20 protein-coding genes and 1 tRNA gene are annotated in these 17,756 nt (G+C 58.1%); 15 read left to right on the forward strand and 6 right to left on the reverse strand.

The features are described 5' to 3' along the window. The first annotated feature begins 16 nt into the window (after positions 1-16). The 3 genes from cobA to ACVWY9_RS09790 all read left to right on the forward strand — a co-directional run bounded on the left by cobA (position 17) and on the right by ACVWY9_RS09790 (position 2,465). Complete coding sequence (cobA, locus tag ACVWY9_RS09780) at positions 17-799, forward strand: uroporphyrinogen-III C-methyltransferase (RefSeq protein ID WP_011432673.1); 783 nt, start codon at positions 17-19, stop codon at positions 797-799. Further along, on the forward strand, positions 796-1,584 hold the full coding sequence (locus ACVWY9_RS09785) for an ABC transporter permease (protein WP_457388219.1): 789 nt from the start codon (positions 796-798) through the stop codon (positions 1,582-1,584). The genes cobA and ACVWY9_RS09785 overlap by 4 nt, the downstream gene beginning before the upstream one ends. A 191-nt stretch (positions 1,585-1,775) precedes the next feature. Further along, positions 1,776-2,465 (forward strand): response regulator transcription factor, encoded by a 690-nt coding sequence (locus ACVWY9_RS09790; RefSeq protein WP_414358159.1) that lies wholly within the window; start codon positions 1,776-1,778, stop codon positions 2,463-2,465. On the opposite strand, the gene ACVWY9_RS09795 is transcribed toward ACVWY9_RS09790, so the two are convergent. Then, entirely contained in the window at positions 2,451-2,714 is a 264-nt protein-coding gene (locus ACVWY9_RS09795; protein WP_414418252.1) for a ParB N-terminal domain-containing protein, read from the reverse strand. The genes ACVWY9_RS09790 and ACVWY9_RS09795 overlap by 15 nt on opposite strands. A gap of 373 nt (positions 2,715-3,087) precedes the next feature. On the opposite strand from ACVWY9_RS09795, the gene ACVWY9_RS09800 reads away from it, so the two are divergent. The 3 genes from ACVWY9_RS09800 (at position 3,088) to ACVWY9_RS09810 (ending at position 5,002) form a co-directional block, all read left to right on the forward strand. After that, positions 3,088-3,297, forward strand: coding sequence for a hypothetical protein (locus ACVWY9_RS09800; RefSeq protein WP_457388220.1), 210 nt, complete (start codon positions 3,088-3,090; stop codon positions 3,295-3,297). A gap of 137 nt (positions 3,298-3,434) precedes the next feature. Further along, positions 3,435-3,917: an ABA4-like family protein gene (locus tag ACVWY9_RS09805; protein WP_457388221.1), complete on the forward strand. Its 483-nt coding sequence runs from the start codon at positions 3,435-3,437 to the stop codon at positions 3,915-3,917. A gap of 464 nt (positions 3,918-4,381) precedes the next feature. After that, the gene (locus tag ACVWY9_RS09810) at positions 4,382-5,002 is read left to right on the forward strand and encodes a biotin transporter BioY (RefSeq protein WP_414373982.1); all 621 of its coding nucleotides are present in this window, start codon (positions 4,382-4,384) and stop codon (positions 5,000-5,002) included. Positions 5,003-5,400: 398 nt separating this feature from the next. On the opposite strand, the gene gshB is transcribed toward ACVWY9_RS09810, so the two are convergent. Continuing rightward, a complete protein-coding gene (gshB, locus tag ACVWY9_RS09815) occupies positions 5,401-6,348 on the reverse strand; it encodes a glutathione synthase (protein WP_457388222.1) in 948 nt (315 codons plus the stop codon). 272 nt (positions 6,349-6,620) lie between these two features. Between gshB and ACVWY9_RS09820 the strand changes: the two genes are divergently transcribed. Beyond that, the gene (locus ACVWY9_RS09820; protein ID WP_457388223.1) at positions 6,621-7,349 is read left to right on the forward strand and encodes a pentapeptide repeat-containing protein; all 729 of its coding nucleotides are present in this window, start codon (positions 6,621-6,623) and stop codon (positions 7,347-7,349) included. 39 nt (positions 7,350-7,388) lie between these two features. Here the strand turns inward: ACVWY9_RS09820 and rpmB are convergent, their stop codons facing one another. Further along, a complete protein-coding gene (gene rpmB / locus ACVWY9_RS09825; protein WP_414373986.1) occupies positions 7,389-7,625 on the reverse strand; it encodes a 50S ribosomal protein L28 in 237 nt (78 codons plus the stop codon). Positions 7,626-7,649: 24 nt separating this feature from the next. After that, positions 7,650-8,012: a hypothetical protein gene (locus ACVWY9_RS09830; protein WP_414344659.1), complete on the reverse strand. Its 363-nt coding sequence runs from the start codon at positions 8,010-8,012 to the stop codon at positions 7,650-7,652. Between the two features lie 180 nt (positions 8,013-8,192). Here ACVWY9_RS09830 and ACVWY9_RS09835 point away from each other — a divergent pair, with 180 nt between their 5' ends. The 5 genes from ACVWY9_RS09835 (at position 8,193) to ACVWY9_RS09855 (ending at position 12,968) form a co-directional block, all read left to right on the forward strand. Continuing rightward, positions 8,193-9,305 carry a dockerin type I domain-containing protein gene (locus ACVWY9_RS09835; protein WP_457388224.1) on the forward strand — a complete coding sequence of 371 codons (1,113 nt, stop codon included), beginning with the start codon at positions 8,193-8,195 and terminating at the stop codon, positions 9,303-9,305. Between the two features lie 368 nt (positions 9,306-9,673). Then, the gene (locus ACVWY9_RS09840; protein ID WP_457388225.1) at positions 9,674-10,810 is read left to right on the forward strand and encodes a LabA-like NYN domain-containing protein; all 1,137 of its coding nucleotides are present in this window, start codon (positions 9,674-9,676) and stop codon (positions 10,808-10,810) included. 216 nt (positions 10,811-11,026) lie between these two features. After that, entirely contained in the window at positions 11,027-11,644 is a 618-nt protein-coding gene (locus ACVWY9_RS09845; RefSeq protein ID WP_457388226.1) for an HD domain-containing protein, read from the forward strand. Positions 11,645-11,714: 70 nt separating this feature from the next. Beyond that, positions 11,715-12,152 (forward strand): peroxiredoxin, encoded by a 438-nt coding sequence (locus ACVWY9_RS09850; RefSeq protein WP_011432689.1) that lies wholly within the window; start codon positions 11,715-11,717, stop codon positions 12,150-12,152. Between the two features lie 48 nt (positions 12,153-12,200). Then, positions 12,201-12,968 carry a M15 family metallopeptidase gene (locus ACVWY9_RS09855; protein ID WP_457388227.1) on the forward strand — a complete coding sequence of 256 codons (768 nt, stop codon included), beginning with the start codon at positions 12,201-12,203 and terminating at the stop codon, positions 12,966-12,968. Between the two features lie 113 nt (positions 12,969-13,081). On the opposite strand, the gene ACVWY9_RS09860 is transcribed toward ACVWY9_RS09855, so the two are convergent. Then, a tRNA-Gly gene (locus ACVWY9_RS09860) sits at positions 13,082-13,153 on the reverse strand. 152 nt (positions 13,154-13,305) lie between these two features. On the opposite strand from ACVWY9_RS09860, the gene zds reads away from it, so the two are divergent. From zds to ACVWY9_RS09875, 3 genes are all read left to right on the forward strand, one after another. After that, positions 13,306-14,748 (forward strand): 9,9'-di-cis-zeta-carotene desaturase, encoded by a 1,443-nt coding sequence (zds, locus tag ACVWY9_RS09865; protein WP_457388228.1) that lies wholly within the window; start codon positions 13,306-13,308, stop codon positions 14,746-14,748. Between the two features lie 352 nt (positions 14,749-15,100). Then, positions 15,101-15,673 carry a Uma2 family endonuclease gene (locus ACVWY9_RS09870; RefSeq protein ID WP_414408086.1) on the forward strand — a complete coding sequence of 191 codons (573 nt, stop codon included), beginning with the start codon at positions 15,101-15,103 and terminating at the stop codon, positions 15,671-15,673. A 39-nt stretch (positions 15,674-15,712) separates the two neighbouring features. Further along, on the forward strand, positions 15,713-16,285 hold the full coding sequence (locus ACVWY9_RS09875) for a Uma2 family endonuclease (RefSeq protein ID WP_457388229.1): 573 nt from the start codon (positions 15,713-15,715) through the stop codon (positions 16,283-16,285). 79 nt (positions 16,286-16,364) lie between these two features. Here ACVWY9_RS09875 and ACVWY9_RS09880 read toward each other — a convergent pair whose 3' ends face one another. Further along, entirely contained in the window at positions 16,365-17,735 is a 1,371-nt protein-coding gene (locus tag ACVWY9_RS09880; RefSeq protein ID WP_457388241.1) for a cytosine deaminase, read from the reverse strand. Positions 17,736-17,756: the final 21 nt, after the last annotated feature.

Here is a 17,756-nt window from a genome sequence, read left to right on the forward strand (position 1 = left end):
GCGACCGGGACTTGAGATGGGCAAAGTGTATTTGGTGGGGGCAGGGCCTGGGGATCCAGGGCTGCTGACGGTGAAGGGAAAGGCGCTACTCGCCCACGCGGATGTGGTCATCTACGATGCTCTGGTGGGATCCTCCATCCTGGAGCTGATCCCGCCGACGGCAGAACGGATCTACGCCGGCAAACACTGCGGCGCTCACACCTTGCCCCAGGAGCAGATCACAGCCTTGCTGATGGAGAAAGCTCGGACGGCAGCCGTGGTGGTGCGGCTCAAAGGGGGGGATCCCTTCATCTTTGGGCGAGGCGGCGAGGAGATGTTGGCTCTGGTGCAGGCCGGGATCCCAGTGGAGGTGGTGCCGGGAATTACGGCGGGCATTGCCGCCAGCGCCTATGCCGGGATCCCTCTCACCCATCGCGACCTCAGCTCCTCAGTTGCTTTTGTTACCGGACATGAGGCGGCAGGGAAATACCGCCCTCAGGTCAATTGGCGGGCTTTGGCCGGGGCGGTGGAAACCCTGGTGATCTACATGGGCATGCACAACCTCAGCCACATTGCCGCTGAATTGTTGGCCGGAGGGAAAGCTCCCGATACCCCGGTTGCCCTGATCCGCTGGGGCACCACCCCTGAGCAAGAGATTCATCTGCTCCGCCTGCAGACTCTGGCTGGGCAGCCCTCGCCCGTAGCACCGCCTTCAATTGTTGTGGTGGGAGCGGTGGTCAGCCTGGCCAGCTTGTTGCCCACTTTGCGTCCGCCAGTCTCGTATTGCTCCGCAGCGCTTGCGCAACCGGAATCTCCATGAACGCCTTCTTTCGCAAGTTGGGTGCCCTCTTCTCCGCCTACTACGCCTACATGCTGGAGTACCGGGCCGAGCTGATCCTGTGGGTGTTGGCCGGATCCCTGCCCCTGATCATGATGGGGGTGTGGAGCGAGGCAGCCCGCTCAGGAGACTTCTCGCTGTCTGCTCTGGAGTTCATCCGCTACTTTCTGGCGGTGTTCCTGGTGCGCCAGTTCACCATCGTCTGGGTCATCTGGGACTTTGAGCGAGAGGTGGTCGAAGGCAAATTATCTCCTCGCCTGTTGCAGCCTCTGGATCCCGCTTGGCACCATGTGGCCAGCCACCTGATGGAGCGCTTGGCCCGTCTCCCCTTTACCCTGGTTTTAATCGCCCTTTTCTTCGTCCTCTACCCCCCTGCCTTTTGGATCCCCTCTTGGGCCCAGGCGGGGCTGGGATCCCTGGCCATTCTCCTGGCTTTTGCCCTGCGCTTTCTCATGCAGTACACCCTGGCGCTGCTGGCCTTTTGGGTGGAACGGGTGACGGCCTTGGAGCAATTCCATTTTTTGGTGTACTTGTTTTTCTCGGGGGTGATCGCTCCTCTGGAGGTGTTCCCACCCCCCGTGCGCCAGCTCTTGGCCTGGACACCCTTCCCCTACCTGGTGCACTTTCCCGCCAGCCTCTGGGCAGGGATCCCGGTGGACATTCTGCGCGGTTTTGGCCTGGGCCTGGCCTGGGCGGGCCTGTTTTGGCTGGCTAACCGCTGGTTGTGGCGCAAAGGCTTGCAACAGTACTCGGGAATGGGAGCTTAGAGAGCCAGGTTCAGTCCCTCATCTTTACAGCTACCGTAGTCTTCAGCTTTCAACCAGACCACTTCTGAAACCACTATCATGGGTTCAGTCTCCGTAGCCAAATGACGAATCCTGTCCGTCTCCCTAAAATAGCGACAGATAACAGGTGAATAGCGCTTTACCCTTTTCCTTGACAGCCTCCTCGGGTTCTCATGAAGCGTGTACTGGTCGTAGACGACGATCCCCTCTCCCTGAAGGTGCTGAGCCGCCACCTGACTCAGCATGGCTATCGGGTTTCTACAGGCGCTTCGGGTGTAGAAGGGTTGCGCCTGTTTGCCCAAGAGCAGCCGGATGTGGTGGTTTCAGATGTGGTGATGCCGGAAATGGACGGCTTTGAGTTTTGCCGACAGCTGCGCCAACAGCGCGGCGGCGAGCTCGTCCCCTTCATTTTTCTCTCTTCGCGGGGAGAGATCGATGACCGGGTTCAGGGCTATGAGCGGGGGGCGGATGACTACATCATCAAGCCCTTTGAACCCCTGGAGTTGGTGGCCAAAATCGAGGCCCAGATTGAACGCTCCCGCCGCACCCAATCGGAAATTCTGCGGCTGATCCAACAGCAGTCCCAGCCAAAACCGGAAGCGGCCCCCCGACCCACTCCACCCGAATTGCCCCTGACCCCTGCTGAGGAGCGGGTCTTTCGGGAAGTCATTCGCGGCTTCACCAACAAGCAAATCGGCGAGAAGCTGTTCATCAGCCCGCGCACTGTGCAAACTCACCTGACCAACATCCTCAGCAAGCTTTCTTTGGAAAATCGCTCGCAACTGGTGCGTTTTGCCTACGAACGGGGCTACACCGCCGAAGAGGAGCCGGGCCAGAAGGGATCCCTTTCAGGCCAGGTGTAGCCTCAAAACAGCACGTGGCGCTTTTCGCACCCGGCAGGGGATCCGCTCCTTGCCCAAGCGGACAAATGCCTCGTAGCGATGGCAGCCGGAGAACCCATAATACTCCCCTTCCACTTCCAAAACCTCAATGGGCTCCTGCAGACCGATTGCTTCAATGGAAGCCATCAGCGCCTGCACCTTATCCGGATCCGTTTGCCGCGGCAAAGGGCGGCGAATTTGGGCAAGGGGAATCTCGCGAATCTGCGCCATGTTGAACTTTCTCCCTAAGCAAGCTACTTAATCATACTCGTTATGACTTTGCTCTATCAAGACTGGCAGAGGGGATGGATTCTCAGGCCAGAGCATGGCAGGATAACACCATTCCTCACTGCTCTCTCCCTCAGTAGCCAACCCAGCCATGTGGCAACTCCTCAAAGCCTTATGGGGAAAGATCGCCGGCCAAGCCCCCCCTGCACCCCCCGCTGCCGCGCCACGACCACCCCTTGACAAGAGGCTGGTTCAGCAGCCCTCTCCCCGGAATGTCCCTGCTGCAGAGGCCGCCCGCAAAGAAGAAGCCCCTGAGCCCACACCAGAACATTCCGCCCCAAAAGTTGCAGCAGCCCAACGGGGTGAGGAACCTGTGGTGTTGCTCCCTTCTCAGGAGAAATCCCCAGACTCTGTGGCAGTAGAATCCCCCATCGGCCCGGCTCAACCCACCTCTACCGCCAAAAGCATCAGCAGCTTCTGGGCCATGACCGACACTGGATCCCGGATTTCCTGCATTGCTGCCACCACCGACAGTGGCCGTGCGGTCAGCTCCATTGCGACTGCTAGGCTCCGCCAACCGGAATAGAGGCCGGGATCCCTTTAGCTTCAGAAAAAACTTCAGGGCAAGTCAGGAATAACTCCCATCCATTTCCACCCGCTACTGCAGGGATCCCCAGGGGGCATTAGGCCGATAATGGACAGGTAGCGTTGGGGGTTCCAAGCATGCTGGAGATGATCTTTAACGGGGCCAACTGGTTTGCTTTGCCCTTTTGGGCCTTGATGATTCTGCTGCCGGGTTGGAAGGTAACCCGCAAAGTGATGGAATCGCTTTTGCCCATCGCTCTTCTGGCGGCGGTTTATTTGTATCTTTTGGTCACCGGGTTTAATGCCGATGTTCTCAAGGAATTTTCCGACCCTCAACTGTCTCTGACCAGCTTAACTGGCCTATTCAGTCAACCCTCTGTTATGGCGACGGGATGGGTCCACTACATCGTCATGGATTTGTTTGTGGGCCGCTGGATCTTTTTGGAAGGGTGGGATAAGCGAGTATGGACAACCCATTCCCTGATTTTGTGCTTGTTTGCCGGGCCTGTGGGTCTGCTCTCCCATTTGCTTACGGTGGCGATTGTACAAGCAACTCGCCAGAACCGGCCCAGTGTCGCTCAACCTGACAAAGGCACAGAAGTACCGCAAGAATCCATCTAGCCCCTGCTTGGCTTTATGGCTCTTTCCGATGCACAGGGTGCAAAATGAGCAGCGTGGGATCATCCTCGACCTCAACGTTGCTGCCACGCAGCTCCCCAGCGCTACGTACTCGCCAGCACACAGGGTGGTTCCCGAGTGCCTTTAGGTGCCGTTGTAAACAACAACCACAAAACCCACTGAGGTCGGATCCAACCGTCAGGCTGTCGGGTTTAGGGCCTACAGCCCGTTTACGCGAACAATGCGCCCTGTGCTGCTGTGGGCGAGAGCGGCTGACTACCCTGGCACTGCAGGCAGCGTAGCACAAAGCCGCTTTAAAGGGCGGGGCTTCAAACCCAGTTTTTCGGTAACCGAATTCTTGTATTCTGAAACCCTGACATACTCCCCGCCCTACTGGCTTGCTTCCGCGCAGCGATGGGACGGGGCCTTAAGCTCAGTCTTCGGGTAAACAGGAGTGCAAACCTCTCATGACTGCTACCTTTGTTCACACACCCTTGGCGCAAACTGTTCTGCCTCGCCCTTCCCGAACTCGGGATCTCCTGCTGGTTCTGGGGGGAAGTTTGTTCGTAGCTGCCTTGGCTCAGGTGCGGATCCCTCTGCCCTTCACGCCGGTACCGATTACCGGACAAACCTTTGGAGTAATGCTGGTGGGGGCAGGCTTTGGGGCACGGCTGGGCTTTCTCACGTTGCTGGTGTACCTGCTGGAAGGGATCCTGGGATTGCCCTTCTTCAGCGGTGGCAGATCCGGGCTTGGCCACTTGGCGGGGGCGACGGGGGGCTACCTGTTGGCTTTTCCCCTGGCTGCAGGGCTGATGGGTTGGTTGGTGGAGCGCTGGGGCGTGGATCGCAACCCCTGGAAGATGGCGCTGGCGATGTTGTCCTGCTCGGCTCTGATTTTTTTGCTAGGAGCCACTTGGCTAGGGGTGTGGCTGAACCAGAATGTTGAGCCCACCTCGATCTTGGCCGTCCTCAACAAGGGGGTCTTCCCTTTTATTCCAGGAGACTTGGTGAAGTGCGGACTGGCGGCAGTGCTGCTGCCCACCATCTGGCGCTGGGTGGGTCGGGAAAGGCCACCGGCAGACTCCTAGCCCACTGGGCAAGAGCAGCAACTCTAAAGACCGCTCCGGCAAAGCAGAAGGGGCCTGGGATTAGCCTCGGGTCGGAAAATCTAAAAAAAAGATAACAGCTCCGAGGATTTGGCCTTTTTTCTGAGATTCTAAAAACTGTGCTCAATACGGTGTTCAATACGGCCTATTCATGGAGCTTTTCTTTATATTGCTCTAGAGTTTTATAAGTCGCTGACTGGTCGCGATAGAGCCCCCTTGTGGGGCTTTTTATTTTCTAGCTGCCGACCGGAAAAAGTTGAACTCAACCTACTATGGTCATTCCAAGCTATAATTTGATCTCTATAGACTCCCTAAATAGACGGGAACCCCGTCAGGCAACAGACGCGCCGGATCCCAGAAACATCCTGGTGGGTAGTCATTCAGCCCTTGACGGGCACCTTCTTTTCCAGCCACTGAGCCACTTGATCTGCCAGGTCAACTCCTTCCAACTGACAGAGTTCTCGCAGCATTGTTGGGCTGGTCACGTTCACTTCGGTTAGTCGTTCCCCGATAACATCAATCCCGACAAAATACAGCTTCTCCTGCCTGAGCACCGGTGCCAAAGCCCCGCAGAGAGCCCGTTCTTTTTCGGTAATCTTGGTTTTTTCCACTCGACCGCCGGCAGCAACATTGCCCCGAAAATCGCCCTCTCCAGGGATCCGATTGACGGCACCCAAAGGCTCTCCTTCCAGCAACAAAATGCGTTTATCTCCTGCCGCCGCCTGTGGCAAATACTCTTGCACCATCACAGGCAGCCGACCAAATTGGGTGCTCATTTCAATCAACGAGTTGAGGTTTGGATCCCCGGCATTGACCCTCAGGATCCCTTCCCCACCTTTGCCACCCAAGGGCTTGAGCACCGCCTGTCCTTCCTGTTCAACAAACTGACGCAGCAGACGCTTGTTGCTGCTGACGCGGGTGCGCGGGATCCACTCTTGAAATTGCAGGGCATAGAGCTTTTCGTTGGCCGAGCGGATCCCGGCAGGATGATTGAGCACCAGCGTGCGGCTGGGGGAGAGACGATCCAAAAGGTAAGTGGCATAGAGATAGGCCGCATCTACCGGCGGATCCTTGCGCATCCACACCGCCTGCATTTGGCTCAGGGGCAGCAGTTGCCGGTCTTTGACCTCATACCAGGGATCCGCCTTCAGATCCAACCGGATTTCCTCAAGGGATCCCCACGTTTCCCCTTGATCCCAGTAGAGATCCGCCAGGCCCAGGCAGAAAATGCGGTGCCCCCGTTTCTGCAGGGCTTCCATTAGGGCAACGCTGGTATCGTGGCTCACCTGCAACTGGGGCAACGGGTCAACAATGAAAGCTACCTGCATGGGAGGTGCGGTTCACTGACGAAAGGCTGCCCCGAGTATGCAACAAATCGGAGCCGATGGCTCTCCCCCGGTAGGCTGTTTCCACAAGAGAAGGCCCCCTCTGGAAAGCTCGATGCAGAGTTGTCTTTTTAATATCCTCTTAACCTCTTAATATCCTCTTAACCTCGACAGGCGACGCAAACGTTAGCTTGATAGGTGGAATCCCTGTTGGCCCTCAGTTCTCGGCTGGGTTGACCGGATTTCTGGCCTAACCTGTGAGGAATGCTCCATCTGTGAGTGCTCCCCCTTCTCAACCCTCGAATCCGGTTCGCATTGAAACCACGCGGGACTTGCTGGAAGCCTTGCGTGAGGGGCGCTCCCTGGTGGGTGCCAACCTGGAGAATGCCTATCTCTCGCGGGGCCTGTTCGACCGCATCCAGATGCCCAAAGCCAACTTGACCCGGGCTAACCTGCGCTCGATCAGCATGCAGCAAGCCGATCTGCGTCTGTGCAACTTTCGCCGTGCTGAGCTAGAGCGGGCCAATTTTACCGCCTCAGATCTACGGGGATCCAGCTTTAGCCAGGCTCTGGGGGACTACAGCAACTTTACCGCCGCCAAACTGGACAAAAGCAGCTTTCAGGGGGGCCGTTTCAGCCATGCCATCTTTCGCGAAGCCAGCTTGGTGGCTGCCAACCTAGCGGAGGGGAACTTCTTTGCCGCCGACTTCCGCCAGGCTAACCTATCTCGCTGCAACCTCTCCCAGGCTGCCTTGGTGAGTTGCCAGCTTCAGTTTGCCAACCTGGAACAGGCCATTTTGGTGGGGGCCAACCTACAGGATGCTCAGATTGAAGATACGCTCTTCAGTGGAGCCGATTTTACCGATGCCAAACTCTCCGATGAGACGCGCAAGCTCTTAATCGAGCGGGCCAGCGGCACCAACGAGCTTACCCAACGGGATACCCTCAACACTTTGCTGGCGGGTTTGCAGCCCAAGTCGCGTAAGCTTTTTGGCTTGCTGTGAGGTTGGAGCTGTCAGACACAACTGGGCTGAGGAGAAAGCTCAAAACCGGCTGAGGTCGATCCCAGCTTCCCGGGCCATGGCTCCTATCCCTTTGGCCTTGAGGGTCTTCAGGGCCTTGGTGGAAAGGCGCAGACGAACAAACCGCTTACCCTCTTCCCACCAGATGCGCTTCCACTGCAAATTGACTTCCTGCAGGCGCTTGGTGCGCCGGTGGGAGTGGGAGATGGCAAAAGCGTTGTTGCGTTTCTTGTTGGTTAGTTGGCAGCGACGCGCCATGGGATGAAAGCAAACTCAGCCTAGCTATCGTAAGGCATCTTTTTGTTGGGCAGCAAGCTGAAGTTGACTTTGCAACTGGGCTAGCTCTGCCTTCAGTCGGTCAAAGGTTTGTTGGCAGTGGTTAACGCTTTTTAGGGGCAGCTCTTCATTTTTGGCAATGCAGGTCACCTGTACAGAGCCGTCGGCAGCCTGACGGGTGCGATCCACAAACACTTCCACCGTCACCAGTTTGGTGTGGGGATTTTTTCCGGGAGGCTCGCCGGCCACCCAATAATCAAGGCTGTTGTGGAGGATATTGAGTTGGCAGCGCTCCAAAACGGCGCGGATCGACTCGCTTAGCTGCTCGGCTGAGCCCACAAGCTGGGTAACGCAAGAGTATCGAGCCATAGGACAAGCAAGTCACCACGGTTATCCTACCATCAAGTTTTCGGCTCCTGCAGCCAAAGGCGAACCGGCAGAATTGCGCTCAAGAGTACTCCACACCGGCTCGGTCAACCCTGCTGCGAAGAGGCAAGTTACGTTAGAACATGAACAATGCCTTCCGGCTCTTTCCCCAGGAGAGTTGCCATGTTTAGGGTCTCCTGTTTGGCTCATTCTCTTTTGCTACTGGGATCCCTGGGCCTGGGTTGGATAAGCGTGTCTTTTGCCCACGCGCAGCCCTTTCAGGCGGGCGACCTGGATGGGGATGGCCGTTTGACGGTGCAGGATCTCAACCTGTTGGGGGCCTACTTGCGGGGAGAACGGGGATTGACCGACGACCAGATCCGAGCTGCCGATGTCGACCAGGATGGACGGATCACAGAAGCCGACTGGCAAGTGTTGCAGCAGCGCATTCAGGCAGCAACGGATGTGCCCACAGGACAGGTGCAGTTGGATTCCGCCTATTCGGGACAGGTGGTGGATCGGCTGACGGGGCAGCCCTTGGCCGGGGCGGAGGTGGCCATTCCGGGGGCGGGTATTTCGGTGCGCACCGATGCCCAGGGTCGGTTTCGCCTGCCAGGGCCGCTGCCGGCAGAAGAAATTTTGGTGGCGCGGCTGGAAAATTACTTGCCTTATTCCCAAAGTACAGGCAGCGGTCAAGCCAGCGGGGATCGGCCTTGGCAATTGCAGTTGGAGCGCTGGGATCCCAACACAACTTTGGTACTGGAGGCGAATGTCATCCGCCTGGGGGATAACCAGTACTCGCCGGAATCGGCTGCCGCCGGGCAATTTTTGGGCCCTGCCCAAGGGGTGGAGATGACCCGCTCTTTCACTTTGCAACGCCTGCCTTCGCGCCCACCGGTTTTGCGGATTGGATCCCTGATTGGGTTGGATACAGCTGCCGCCTATCGGGCCGGCCAATCCCGGATCCCCAGTGCCAATATGTCTCCCATGCAGGTCATCCTGAACGGGGTGGAAATCGAGCAGATTCACCTGGGGGGAGATAACCTACAGATTCCCCTGCCGCTGCAACCTCTGCGCCTGGGCCTGAACACTGTTACCCTGCGCACTGGCAGAACCCTGATTCAGCCCCCCATGGTTACCCGTGGTCCCCAAGTGCCGATCAGCATTCCCCTTTTCGGGGGATCCCTGCACATCTCGGTGCCGCTGGGAGGTGATACAGTCATCCGGCACGGTGGAGCCTGGGTGGATCATGACGATGTGCAGTTGGCCAATGTAACCATCGAGATCCCCAACTGACCCTGCTCCGTTCAATGGTTTTACGGCCCATACCGTCAGCCAATAGCTTGGACGTTGAATCCAGGTTGAGCGGGCCACGGGGCCTGTCGGTCAAGAGGAACAAGTTTGAGCCTGCTTTCGATAACTGACTCGATATCTGATCCGTTTGCTCAACAAGGGAAATACGTTTGTCCAACGATTGGAAGCTCCCCCTTCCAACAGCCGGCATACTGCAGTTGCTGAATTGCTCCTCTTCGATGCCTCTGTGAGTTCTGTGCATCTCGATCTTCGAGAGGGATCCCTGAGGTGGCCCATGTGAGTGAGGTGAAATCCTGGCAACCGAGCAGATCGATAACCCAAACTGAGGAGAGCTGACTATGAGTATGAGTATGAATAGGGCTTCTGCCTTCCCCTTAACCTGGCTGTGGACGGGATCCCTGGCCCTGGGGGTGACGGCCCTGGTGACCCGCCAAGTGATCTGGGGGCTCTTACCTTTGGCAGCAGCCTACCCTGCCATCCGCCGCCGCGAAGAACAGCTTGGCCAAGTTCTGGAACAGACCTGGACACAGCAGCAACAGACAGCAACCCAACTGGAGACCCTGCAAGCGCGTTTCGAGGTGCTGGACGCTCGGCTCACTGCTGAACCGTCCCTTCTGCAGCAGACCTTGGCTTCCCCGGCTGAAGCCATTCAAGAGCTCGAGCAGAAAGTAAAGGTTTTGGAGCCCATCTGGGTACAGCAGCAGCAGACGGCGGCCCAACTGGAAACATTACAAGGGCGGATCGACGCCCTCGAAGCTCGGCCCACGTCTCATCTGTCCGTGCGGCAACAGCTGGCCCCCATCACCCAGGCCATCCAGCAAATCCAGCAGCGGTTAAAAGCCGTGGAGCTGCGGTTGAATGCTCTGCCGGTATCCCAGCCCCAAGTGACTTTGGAGCAACTGGAGTTGGTGCAGGCGCAACTCCAACACCTGCAGCAGCTGGTGGCATCCCAGCCGACCCCTGCTTTTCCCCGCAAAGCCCTGGGGGTGTTCATCGACGCGGCCAATCTCCACGCCAGCGCCCAGCAGTGGGGATCCCATCTCGACTATCCCAGTCTGCTGAGTTGGCTAGCCCAGAGCAGATCCGAAATGGAAGTGCATATTTACACTGGGGTGGATCCCCGCAACTTAGCTCAGCGTCGTTTCCTGCGGGAGTTGAGAAAACAGGGCTATCGGGTGGTCACCAAGCCGGTCGTGATCCACGCCGACGGCAGCCGCAAAGCCAATCTGGATGGGGAGCTGATCGTGGACTTGATGGCGATGCACTCCCACTACGAGACGGTGCTGCTGCTGAGTGGGGATGGAGATTTTGTGCCGGCCCTCAAGCATATCCGCCGCCAAGGCTGCCGGCTGGAGGTAGCCGCCTACAGGCCGAACACGAACCCGGCGTTAATTCGGATAGCCGACCAGTTCGTGGATTTGTGCGCTTGGCAGGGGACAGGAACGCTGGTGCCGCTGCCTGCAAAACAGACTCCGGCCACCGGCTAAACCTTGCCATCTCAGCACAGTTACATCGATCCCTGACTCCCCTCTCCCAAGGCAGGGAGAGGGGCTGGGGGTGAGGGTAGGCGGCACAGCGTCTTAACCTTGTTTGAAGTGATCAGAAGTGCTCATCCCATTTTCTGATTTGCAGTCTCAACGCCTGAGACTCGCTTGGATCAACCTTGCCCCAGCAGTCAACTTAACCCCAATTGGAGAGTCCAGATGTCAACGCAACTCACACAGCGGTTTGTGCAGGCAATGCACTATGCCCATCGCTGGCATGCTTCTCAGACCCGCAAGGGAACCGGGATCCCTTACCTCAGCCATCTGTTGGCCGTAGCAGCCATCGCCCTGGAGCATGGGGCGGATGAAGATGAAGCGATTGCCGCTCTGCTCCACGACAGCCTAGAGGACGGCCCCCACAACACAGGCGAGCCCCGGGCCCAGATTGAGCAACAGATCCGGGAGCACTTTGGAGAACGGGTGCTGCAGATCATCCTGGGATGTACGGATACCGAAAGCGATGGCTCCCGAGGCGAGCCCAAAGAAAACTGGAAAGAGCGCAAAACCGCCTACCTGAAGCACCTGGGGACGGCAAATGCCTCGGTTTTGTTGGTGGCCGCCTCTGACAAGCTGCACAACGCCCGCTGCATCTTGCGGGATTTTCGCCAACTGGGGGATGAACTCTGGCAGCGGTTTTCCGCCGGAAAAGAGGGATCCCTGTGGTATTATCGATCGTTGGCAGAGATTCTGAGGCGACGGCTGCCCGGCAATCTATCGGCGGAGCTTCAAGAGCTGGTGGCTGAGTTGCAATGCCAAGCTGGAGCGGTAATGCCTTGACAGAGACAAGCAGGGCTGAAGAAAATGCTGAGGGCAGCCCTATTCATCACACTTTTTGGGTCACGCACCTATGGTTCTCGCTGTTGGCACCCCTGCTCCTGGGTTTAACACCACTGACACCCAAGGCAACCAAGTCTCTCTGGCTGATTTTGCCGGGAAAACCGTAGTCCTCTACTTTTATCCCAAAGACGACACCCCCGGCTGTACCAAAGAAGCCTGTGGATTCCGCGACGCCTACGCCGACTACCAAAGCAAGGACGTGGTGGTGCTGGGGGTGAGCATGGACGACCAAGCTTCTCACCAAAAGTTCACCGAAAAGTACAACTTGCCTTTCCCCCTACTGGTGGATAGCAGTGGGGTGATTACCCGCGCCTACGATGTGGATGGGGGCGGCTATGCCAAGCGGGTGACCTACGTCATTGATGGCGAGGGCAAAATTGCCAAGGTCTACCAGAACATCAATACCGAAACCCATGCCCGCGATATTTTGGCGGATTTGGGTTTGTAGAAACGCTGCCTCTTTTCAGTACTCCTCGCTAGATCCCGGCCTTTGCGCATGAACGACGACATTCCGGTCGCCCGTCGCCAGTCCACTCCGGCGAAAAAAGCGCAAAGTTCGGTGCCTGCCCTGAGGTCCCGTCTAGTCTTGGGCCTGGTGCTGGTTGGGCTAGTGCTCCTGGCGGGTTGGGGGATAGAGAAGTTACCGGGATCCCAGCAGGCGGCGGATCCCCAAGTTCTGGAGGAAGCCGGTCAGCCCTCTCTGCCGCAGCCAACTGTGCAGAATGGGCGACCTTCTCTGTTGGGGCACTATGCCTATTCCGAAGCCCCTGCAGACAGCTTGCGGGTGGTGGGCAGCTACCGTGGTCGAGAGGTGCGCCTGCGCCAGGCGGCTGCCGAAAGTTACCTTCGCATGAGCGAAGCAGCTCAAGCTGCCGGGATCCGCCTTGTCCCCATTTCCGGGTTTCGCTCCATTGCGGATCAGGAATTCTTGTTTTTTCAATTGGCTCAATCCCGAGCCTTGCGACCCGAAGAACGGGCTGCTGTCAGCGCTCCCCCTGGCTACAGCGAGCACCACACTGGCTATGCCATCGACCTTGGGGATGCCGGGTTTCCGCAGTGGGATACTCAAGAAGCCTTTGAGACCACCCCGGCCTTCCAGTGGCTGCAGAGCAACGCGGCCCGCTTTGGCTTTGAGCTGTCTTTCCCCAGAAACAACCCTCAGGGGGTGAATTACGAACCCTGGCACTGGCGCTTTGTGGGCGACCGTGACAGCCTGGAGACCTTCTACGCTCCCGTCTTCCCGAGGGAGAAGAGCTGGGAGTGAGGGCTGACTCCTTTGGGGAGAGAGGAAAGGGGGAGCTCCTTGGGACTACCGTCACGGCCCTCTCCCTTGCAGGGATCTCATTCCCCTCTTGAATGGGTTCACAAGCCTAAGCAAGCGGATGACGCGATTCGAACGCGCGACCGTCTCGTTGGCAACGAGAAGCTCTACCACTGAGCTACATCCGCGTCGGGAAATTTATGATGGCAAGTTTTGCGGTGGTTTGTCAAGTCAGGGATCCCTGGCGCATTTTGTTCCAGAATGAGAGAAGTTCATCTTTCTTTGCAGTTGCGCAAAGTCTGGGCGGGATCCCGGGCAGCGCCTGTTTGAGGGTATTGCTATGCGGGTAGCCATTATTGGAGCCGGATTGGCCGGGTTGGTGACGGCAGTCGATTTGGTTGAAGCAGGACACGAGGTGCAGCTCTACGAGGCGCGGCCTTTTGTCGGCGGCAAGGTGGGATCCTGGCAGGATGCCGATGGCAACCACATCGAGATGGGGCTGCACGTTTTTTTCTGCAACTACAGCAATTTGTTTGCCCTGATGAAAAAGGTGGGGGCCTACGAGAACCTGCTGCCCAAGCAACACACCCACACCTTTGTCAACCGAGGTGGGCAAACGGCCAGTCTGGATTTTCGCTTTCCCCTGGGGGCGCCTTTCAACGGCCTCAAAGCTTTTTTCACCACCGAGCAGCTCTCTTGGGCGGACAAGCTGCGCAACGCCTTGGCGCTGGGCACCAGCCCTTTGATTCGCGGCTTGCTGGACTATGAAGGGGCAATGCGGCAAATTCGCGCCTTGGATCGGATGAGCTTTGCCGATTGGTTTCGGCGGCATGGGGGATCCGAGGGTAGCCTGAAGCGGATGTGGAACCCGATTGCCTATGCCTTGGGCTTTATTGACACGGAGCAGATTTCTGCCCGCTGTATGCTGACGATCTTTCAGATGTTTGCCAGCAAAACAGAGGCCTCCAAGCTCAATTTCCTCAAGGGATCCCCGGACACCTACCTCACTCAGCCCATCGTCCGCTACATCCAAGCCCGCGGGGGCCAGATCCACACCCGCAGAGGGGTCAGTCGCATTGAAGTGAGCGACTCCTCTCCCTACCCCGTGACCGGCTTGCTCTTGACTAATGGAGAGCGGGTAGAGGCAGATGTGTACGTGTGCGCAGCGGCGGTGGAAGGGGCCAAGCGGCTGATCCCGGAAGTGTGGCGGCAGTGGCCACAATTCGACAACCTCTACAAGCTGGAATCCGTACCTGTGGCCACGGTGCAGTTGCGCTTCGATGGCTGGGTGACGGAGCTGAACCCCCAAGGCCAGGCCAAACGAGCTGGCGAACACCCAGAGGCTCTTGGCATCGATAATCTCCTCTACACTGCCGATGCCGATTTTTCCTGTTTTGCCGATCTGGCCCTCACCAGCCCCGCCGACTACTACAAGCCGGGCCAGGGATCCCTGCTACAATGCGTGCTCACGCCGGGGGATCCCTTCATTTCCATGCCCAACGAGCAAATTGCCCAGCACGTGTTGCACCAAGTCCACGAGCTGTTTCCCTCATCCCGGCAACTGAACATGACCTGGTACAGCGTGGTGAAACTGGCCCACTCCCTCTATCGAGAAGCGCCGGGCATGGATCCCTATCGCCCGCAGCAAAAGACTCCCGTGCCCAACTTCTTTTTTGCCGGCAGCTACACCGCCCAAGACTACATCGACAGCATGGAAGGGGCCACCCTCTCCGGCCACCTGGCTGCTCAAGCCATTCTGGCTGCCCACAGGGATCCCCAATAGGAGGACTTTCACCTGATGGCACTTGACCCCTTTGACATACTCCCCGTCATAAAGGGCGAGGATTCCGGTTCCTGGTTCTGCTACGGCACTTCCTCTGTCGGGTTGCCCTCCCATTCGCGCCAGCGGGACGGAGCCCTTGAAGCCTGCACTCTCTCGCTTTAGCGGCGCGGAGCGCTTTGCGTCGGCATGAGTGCGGGAGTATGTCACAGTGGGTACCAGAAGTCTTGGCCCAAAGCCGAGAGTTGGGTAGAAGTCCAGCCCTTCGCGCCCCTCGCCAAAAAATACGCTCCATCCTAGGGGATCAATACGAGCCACAGGCCCCATACCCTGAGAGTTTTGCCCAGGAAGGATGATGATCGCCCTCAACCTGCAGCCGGCTGTGAATTTAACCGATGAAGTTTTCGAGCAGCTCTGCCGGCGGAATCCTGAGCTGCGCCTGGAACGCACCGCCCAAGGAGAACTGATCGCCATGGCTCCTGCAGGCAGCGAAAGCAGTCGTCAAAACTTGAGCCTTAGCGCCCAGCTCTGGCAATGGAACCGGCAAACTCAGCTTGGTGTGGCCTTTGACTCTTCCGCCGGTTTTGCCTTGCCCAATGGGGCCATTCGCTCTCCCGATGCCGCTTGGATGCCCAAAGAGCGCTGGCAGCAGCTCACCCCAGAGCAGCGCCGTCGGTTTGCTCCTCTGTGCCCTGACTTTGTGCTGGAACTGAAGTCTCCTACTGACGAGCTGGCCACCCTTCAGGCCAAGCTGCAGGAGTACCTGGACAACGGATCCCAACTGGGCTGGTTAATCGACCCGGAAAGCGGGAAGGTCTATGTCTATCGCACAGGTCAGCCGGTGCAAGTTTTGGAGCGACCTACCAGCTTGTCTGGGGATCCCGTTCTCCCTGGCTTTGTGGTGGATCTCACCTTAATCTGGGAATAGTGCTCCCCACGCTCTAAAACTGCCCACCAGGATGAGCTCATGATTGCCCTCAACCTGCAGCCGGCTGTGAATTTAACCGATGAAGTTTTCGAGCAGCTTTGTCGGCAAAATCCTGAGCTACGCCTGGAGCGCACCGCCCAAGGAGAACTGATCGCTATGGCTCCTGCAGGCAGCGAAAGTGGATTCCGCAACGCCGACCTACTGGGCCAACTTTGGCAGTGGAATCGACGCAAGAACTTAGGTCTTGTCTTTGACTCTTCTGCAGGTTTTGCCCTGCCCAACGGGGCCATTCGCTTTCCCGATGCCGCCTGGGTTGCCAAAGAGCGCTGGCAGCAGCTCACCCCAGAGCAGCGCCGTCGGTTTGCTCCCCTCTGCCCTGACTTTGTGCTGGAACTGAAGTCCCCTACCGATGAGCTGGCCACCCTTGAGGCCAAGTTGCAGGAGTTCCTAGACAACGGATCCCAGCTGGGCTGGTTAATTGACCCGGAAAGTCGCCAAGTCCACGTCTATCGCCCCGGTCAGCCGGTACAAGTTTTGGAGCAGCCTGTGAGTTTGTCTGGGGATCCCGTTCTCCCTGGCTTTGTGGTGGATCTCACCTTAATCTGGGAATAATCGACCCACCTTTTTCCCAGGTTGGGGAGAAATGTCAGGGATCCCCAAGCTGCTTCGCTGCAATTCAAGTAACCCTGCTCTACTGCTTGGAGCCAGAACTAACCGCTGCTCCCACCCTCTCCATTAGGTCGTCCAGCTCGCTGTAGTCCGGCAAAGTGGTGTCGATGGCCTGCCCCTGACGCAACACCACCCGGTCATGTTGGGGTCGCGAGAGTAGCTCGTCAAAGCCACGTCCCTTGAACAGCACCAGATCTGCCGGCAGCCCCACCCCAATTTGCCCTCGCTCGGTCAAGCCCATGATGCGGGCAGGGGTGGTGGTGATGGCCTGAGGCCAATTCCCATAGGAGGTATCCAGGTGCAAAATGCGGGTGGCCTCCCGGAACACCTCCAGGCCGTCGTGATCCCCAAAGCCATAAAAGGGATCCCGACAGTTATCGCTGGCTATCATCACCGGCACGCCCAAAGCCTTCAGCTCATGCAGCAGCGTCACTCCCCGCCAGCGGGGGGTATGGCCGGGGTTACGGGCTTGCAAATATAGGTTACACATGGGCAGGCTGACCACGGCAATTCCCGCCTCTCTGACCAAGGCCATAGTCTTGTGGGCCACCTCCGGCGGTTGCACGGCCAGGCTACAGCAATGGCCACACACCACCTGATGGGGAAAATCGTTGCGCAAGGCCGCCGCTGCTACGTATCTCAATGTGAGGGATCCCGGATCATCCGTCTCATCCGTATGAAAGTCCAGAGCCAAGCCCCGCTCCTTGGCCAGGGCAAACACCCGATCCAATTGCCGATCCAGTTCCGGCCCCATCGCCGCCACCCCACCCAGGATCCCGCCCACTTCCGCCACCTTGTCCGCCAGCTTTTCCCCTGCAGGGGTGAGAAAGGCATCCAAGCTCAAAAGCGTGACCGCCTGGAGTTCCAGCTTGCCCGCCCACTCTCGGCGCAGCTGAACAAACACCTCCCAGCTGGCCCCCATAACCTGAGGATTCTCACAGACCAGATGGGTGCGCACTGCCTGGGATCCATGGGCATAGCTGCAGCGCAAACCAAAGCTGAAGCGACGGTAGAGATCCTCCCGAAACTGCTCCGGATCCCCGTCATAGGCTTGCTTCATCTTCACCCAATCTTCCTGGCCGGCCTGCCTCGCCCCGGCAAAGGTACCATCGGGATTGGGGGTGCGCGGCCACACATGCCCCTTATCCAGGTGGGTATGGATATCCACAAAGCAGGGCCACACCTGGCCTCGCCTTAGATCCACGCCGGGGATCCCCTGGGGCGGGATCCCTGTTGCCGCTCGGATTTGGCGGATCCGCCCCCCTTCGATTTCCAGATCCAGCAACACCAGGTGGTCACGGTTGGGAACAGCCCCCGGCACTGCATCCTTGAGTACTGACAGGGGAACCTGAGCATTCAGCAGCCAGTAGTGGGCAACGCCGGGGATCTGCACGGTGGGCAACGAAAAAGTGAC

Source organism: Thermostichus sp. OS-CIW-31, from assembly GCF_054060305.1.